5 protein-coding genes and 1 pseudogene are annotated in these 5,625 nt (G+C 71.4%); 4 read left to right on the forward strand and 2 right to left on the reverse strand.

Annotation, left to right across the window (positions count from 1 at the left end; translation table 11 throughout):
- Positions 1-256: hypothetical protein (locus GTW08_RS11505; protein ID WP_161151896.1), on the forward strand; the 256-nt coding region annotated here is incomplete at its 5' end.
- Here the strand turns inward: GTW08_RS11505 and GTW08_RS32960 are convergent.
- On the reverse strand, positions 250-753 hold the full coding sequence (locus GTW08_RS32960; protein WP_100878662.1) for an Lrp/AsnC family transcriptional regulator: 504 nt from the start codon (positions 751-753) through the stop codon (positions 250-252). The two genes, GTW08_RS11505 and GTW08_RS32960, sit on opposite strands and share 7 nt — an antisense overlap.
- Before the next feature lie 95 nt (positions 754-848).
- Here GTW08_RS32960 and ald point away from each other — a divergent pair, with 95 nt between their 5' ends.
- Positions 849-1,949, forward strand: a complete 1,101-nt coding sequence (gene ald / locus GTW08_RS11515; protein WP_073576830.1) for an alanine dehydrogenase — start codon at positions 849-851, stop codon at positions 1,947-1,949.
- A 93-nt stretch (positions 1,950-2,042) separates the two neighbouring features.
- Positions 2,043-3,578 carry an amino acid permease gene (locus GTW08_RS11520; RefSeq protein ID WP_073576342.1) on the forward strand — a complete coding sequence of 512 codons (1,536 nt, stop codon included), beginning with the start codon at positions 2,043-2,045 and terminating at the stop codon, positions 3,576-3,578.
- A 75-nt stretch (positions 3,579-3,653) separates the two neighbouring features.
- Here GTW08_RS11520 and GTW08_RS11525 read toward each other — a convergent pair whose 3' ends face one another.
- Positions 3,654-5,285, reverse strand: coding sequence for a long-chain-fatty-acid--CoA ligase (locus GTW08_RS11525; protein WP_083658827.1), 1,632 nt, complete (start codon positions 5,283-5,285; stop codon positions 3,654-3,656).
- 119 nt (positions 5,286-5,404) lie between these two features.
- Here GTW08_RS11525 and GTW08_RS11530 point away from each other — a divergent pair.
- Positions 5,405-5,625: pseudogene (locus tag GTW08_RS11530) on the forward strand (glutamate mutase L); the annotation flags it as partial.

Below are 5,625 nucleotides of genomic sequence, written 5' to 3' on the forward strand. Positions count from 1 at the left end.
GCCGTGCGCCCCGGCCTCGGCCATCGCCTCGGCGAACACCGCGACCGGGTCGGCGGCCGCCTCCGCCGAGAAGAAGCGGTGCGCGACCGCGCGCCGGGCACCGATGTCGTCGACGGGCTGTACGCCTGGCTGCTCGCGCGGGTCGACGGCCCGCCCGTCGCCGCGACGGCCGTCGGCGGCCGAGCTGGAGCGGTTCCGCGAGCTGACCGACGCGACGTTCGCCCTGCTCCGCCACGGCGACGACGGGGCTCAGTAGGTGTCGGGTGCCCGGTGGTGCTCGAAGATCAGCGATGTCCGGGTGCCTGCGACCTCCGCCCAGGCGTTGAGCGTCCCGACCAGGTCACGCAGTGCCACGGTGTCGGCGGTCGCGACCCGGATCATGTAGTCGTCGTCGCCGGCGAGGAAGTAGACGTCGCGCACCTCGGGGCGGCGGGACACCCGGGTCACGAACTCGGCGAGCCGGTCGCGGGCGTCGGACTGCAGGCGGACCGAGATCATGGCCTGCAGGGGGTGGCCGGTCGCCGCCGGGTCGACGTCGGCGTGGTAGCCGCGGATCACCCCGTGCTCGCGCAGCGCCCGGATGCGGCCGAGGCACGTCGACGGCGCGATCCCCGCGCCCGCGGCGAGTGAGTTGTTCGGTGTGCGGGCGTCCCGTTCCAGCTGGCGCAGCAGGGCCCGGTCGACACCGTCGAGCCGAACAGGGTTCGACGGTGACGGCCTGATCCGCCGCGGCTCCGAAGATTCATCGTTCACGAAGGCCCTCCGAGAATCTTGTTCAGTTCTGTTGGCACACTATCGATGTTTCTTCACCATTGACGCAGTTGGCGGGCCGAGTGGAGGAGAAGGACATGCGCGTCGCAGTGCCGAAGGAGACCAAGGACAACGAGTTCCGGGTGGCGCTCACGCCCGCCGGGGTGCACGAGCTCGTCGGGCGGGGGCACGAGGTCGTCGTCGAGCACGACGCCGGCGCCGGGTCCGCGATCTCCGACGCCGACTTCAAGGGGGCCGGGGCGCAAGTCGTGTCCGACACCGCCGAGGTCTGGGGCTCGGCCGAGCTGCTGCTCAAGGTGAAGGAGCCGATCCCCTCGGAGTACGGCCACCTGCGCCCGGACCTGACGCTGTTCACCTACCTGCACCTGGCCGCGTCGCGCGCCTGCACCGACGCGCTGCTGTCGGCGGGGACGACCTCCATCGCCTACGAGACCGTCACCGACTCCCGTGGCCGGCTGCCGCTGCTCGCCCCGATGAGCGAGGTCGCGGGCCGGCTCGCCCCGCAGGCCGGCGGCTACCACCTCATGCGCTCGGCGGGCGGGCGCGGCATGCTCCTGGGCGGCGTCCCGGGCGCGCCGGGCGCCGACGTCGTCGTGCTCGGTGCCGGGGTCGCGGGGGCGAACGCCATCGCCATCGCCGCCGGCATGCGCGCGACGCTGACCGTGCTCGACGTCGACGTGGACAAGCTCCGCGTGATCGACGAGCAGTACGCCGGTGCCGTGCGCACCCAGTACTCCACCGCGCTGTCCGTGCGCGAGGCGGTGACCGGTGCCGACCTGGTGATCGGCGCGGTCCTGCTGCCCGGGGCCAAGGCGCCGACCCTGGTGTCGAACGAGCTCGTCTCCCAGATGCGGCCCGGCGCCGTACTCGTCGACATCGCGATCGACCAGGGCGGATGCTTCGAGGACTCGCGGCCCACCACCCACGCCGACCCGACCTACCGGGTGCACGACACCGTCTTCTACTGCGTCGCGAACATGCCCGGTGCGGTGCCGCACACCTCGACCCGCGCCCTCACCAACGCGACGCTGCCCCACGTGCTGCGCCTGGCCGACCAGGGCTGGCGGGCCGCGACCGAGGCCGACCCGCACCTCGCCGCGGGCCTGTCGACCCATCACGGCGTGCTCCTCTCCGAGGAGGTCGCGCAGGCCCACGGGCTGGAGCGCGGGACCGTCTGAGGCCGGGCGTGTCGTTGCGCAACCGCATCGTGACCTCAAATCCGCGTTGCATGGCGTGACGCAGACCGCATCGCGGACGTAGTTTCACCGCTCATGACGGTCACGAGCCGTGGTGGCGGCATGTTCCGCACCAAGACGGTCGAGCAATCCATCCGGGACACCGACGAACCGGACACCCGGCTGAAGAAGGACCTGGGGACGATCGACCTGATCGTCTTCGGGGTCGCGGTGGTCATCGGCGCCGGCATCTTCACCCTCGCCGCCAGCACGGCCGGCAACATCGCGGGACCCGCGGTGTCGCTGTCGTTCGTGCTGGCCGCGGTGGCGTGCGGTCTGGCCGCCCTCTGCTACGCGGAGTTCGCCTCCACGGTGCCGGTCGCCGGCAGCGCCTACACCTTCTCCTACGCCACCCTGGGCGAGTTCATCGCCTGGATCATCGGCTGGGACCTGGTCCTGGAGTTCGCGGTCGGCTCGGCCTACGTGTCGAAGGGCTGGTCGGAGTACCTCGCCCAGACCCTCGGCCTGATCGGCATCGAGGTGTCGACCTCGTTCGAGCTGGGGAGCTTCTTCTCCTTCGACTGGGGCGCGCTGTTGCTCGTCGTCGTCCTGGCGTTCCTGCTCTACCGCGGCACGAAGCTGTCCAGCCGGGTCAGCCTGGTGATCACCACGATCAAGGTCGCGATCGTGCTGTTCGTGATCATCCTGGGCGCCTTCTTCATCAACGCGGCGAACTACACCCCGTTCGTCCCGGAGCCCACACCCGGCACCGTCGAGACGGGCACCGGCATCCAGCAGTCACTGCTGTCGTTCTTCGGGGGCGCCTCGTCGAGCGTCTTCGGCGTCTACGGCGTGTTCGCCGCCGCCGCGATCGTGTTCTTCGCCTTCATCGGCTTCGACGCCGTCGCCACGACCGCGGAGGAGACCAGGAACCCGTCGAAGGCGCTGCCCCGCGGCATCCTCGGCTCGCTCGCGATCGTCACCGTGCTCTACGTCGCCGTCGCGCTGGTGATCACCGGCATGGTGCCCTACACCGATCTGGCCACGAAGCCCGACGGCACCCGCGCCACGCTGGCCACGGCGTTCGCCTCGCTCGGCATCAACTGGGCGGCGACGATCATCGCCGTCGGCGCGCTGCTCGGACTCACCACGGTCGTCATGGTGCTGATGCTCGGCCAGATCCGCGTCATCTTCGCGATGTCGCGCGACGGGCTGCTGCCGACCGCGCTGGCGAAGACCAACCGCTTCGGCACCCCGGGCCGGGCCACCTGGCTGATCGGCGTCGTGATCGCCCTGGTCGCGACGTTCTTCCCGGCCCAGGACCTCGAGCAGATGGTCAACATCGGCACGCTGTTCGCCTTCGTGCTGGTCTCGATCGGCGTCGTGATCCTGCGCCGGACCCGGCCCGACCTGCCGCGCGGCTTCCGCACCCCGCTGGTGCCGCTCGTGCCGATCCTGGCCGTGCTCGCCTGCGTGTGGCTGATGCTGAACCTGTCGGTCGAGACCTGGCTGCGGTTCGTCATCTGGATGGTCATCGGCGTGATCGTGTACTTCGCGTACTCGCGGAAGAACTCGATCCTCGGCCGCCGCGAGCGCGGCGACCTCCCCGCCCAGGCGACCTCCTCGGACTGAGACGGCCCCCGACACGGATCGACCGGTACCTGACCGGTGTCACGGCGCGGCCGGGCAGCGCTCAGGTACCGGTGATCATGCGTTCGGCAGGGCGTACCCGGCGAACCGCTCGCGCAGGGTCTTCTTGGAGAACTTGCCGACGCTGGTCTTCGGCACCTCGTCGACCAGTTCCAGGGCGTCGGGGAGCCACCATTTCGCGACCCGGTCGGCGAGGAACTCCCGCAGCTCGTCGAGGGTGAGGGACTCCCCGTCCTCGACGACGACGCAGGCCAGCGGCCGCTCCACCCACCGCGGGTGCGCGACGCCGATCACCGCGGCCTCGGCCACCTTCGGGTGCGCCATGATCTCGTTCTCCAGCTCGACGGTGCCGATCCACTCGCCGCCGGACTTGATCAGGTCCTTGGTGCGGTCGACCAGCCGGAACGAGCCGTACGGGTCGACGGTGGCGACGTCGCCGGTGCGCAGCCTGCCGTCGTCGGTGAACTGGGCGCCGCCGCCCTCACCGCGGTAGTACTCCTTCGCGATCCACGGCCCCGACGCCTGCACCTCACCGGTGGCGTGGTCGTCCCAGGGCATCTCCTCACCGGTCTCGGGGTCGACGATCCGCATCTCCACCAGCGGCATCGGCCTGCCCTGGCGGACGCGGGCGGCGGCGAGCTCGTCGTCGGAGGCGCCGTCGAGGTGCGAGCCGAGCACGCCCATCGTGCCGATCGGGGAGGTCTCGGTCATGCCCCAGATGTGCAGCAGCGGCACCCCGAGCCGGACGCGGTACTCCTCACACAGCGCCTTCGGGACCGCCGAGCCGCCGCAGAAGATCGTGCGCAGCGACGACAGGTCGTGGTCGCCGAGCAGCGGCAGGACGTTCATCCAGATCGTCGGGACCCCGCCGGTGACGGTGACCCGGTGCCGCTCGACGAGATCGACGACGGCGGCGGGGGACAGGTCCGGGCCGGGGAAGACCAGGTCGGTGCCCGCGAGCAGACAGCCGTAGGGCAGGCCCCAGGCGTTCGCATGGAACATCGGCACCACCGGCATGACGACGTCGCGCTCGGCCAGCGCGGGACCGTCGGCGATCAGCGTGACGAGCGAGTGCAGCATCGTCGAGCGGTGGCTGTAGACCACGCCCTTCGGGTTCCCGGTGGTCCCGGACGTGTAGCACATCGCGGCGGCGGTGTGCTCGTCGTCGACGACGAACCGGCCCGTGTACGGCTCGGCCGCGGCCAGGAGCTCCTCGTAGGACCGGATCCGCGGGTCGTCGGGGACCGCGACGTCGGCGCCGTCGTCGAGCACCACCACGTGCGCGACGCCGGGCAGCCGGTCGACGTGCGGCCAGAACAGCGGCAGCAGGGACCGGTCGACGAAGACGACCTCGTCGCCGGCGTGCTCGGCGACGTAGACGAGCTGGTCGGGGTGCAGCCGGATGTTGAGCGTGTGCAGCACCCGGCCGGTGCACGGGGCGGCGAGGTAGAGCTCCAGGTGCCGGGAGGTGTTCCAGCAGAACGTGCCGACGCGGCCGTCCGCGGAGACGCCCAGGGTGTCCAGGACGGTCGCGAGCCGCCGTACCCGTTCGGCCCACCGGGCCACCGTGACGACGTCCTCGGTGCCGTCCGGCCGAGCGGTCACCATCCGTTTGCGCGCGAACAGCTGCTCCGCGCGGTGGAACACGTGCGGCAGGGTCAGCGGGCGGTCCTGCATCAGTCCGAGCACGTCGGTCAACCTACCGGCGGACGTGACCGCGATCACCCACCTCTCGGGCAGGTACGGGTCGCAACGGATCTTCCGCGGACACTCCCTGTGACCGCCCGACCTCAGTACGCTCGCCGTCCATGACCGACGCGTCGCCGGACGACCCGCACTCGCCCGCGGTCTGCCTCGACGTCGGCTCCTGCTGGACCAAGGCCGTGCTGGTGCTGCCCGACGGGACCCCGGCGGGGTTCGCCGAACACCCCACCACGCCCGACGTGCTCACCGGGGTCGATGCGGCCGTCGCCGCCGCGGCGGCCGCCGCGGGCCGGGGCAGGCGTGCGGCGCCGCGGGTGCTGGCCTG

Source organism: Pseudonocardia sp. SID8383, from assembly GCF_009864975.1.
Lineage (GTDB): Bacteria > Actinomycetota > Actinomycetes > Mycobacteriales > Pseudonocardiaceae > Pseudonocardia > Pseudonocardia alni.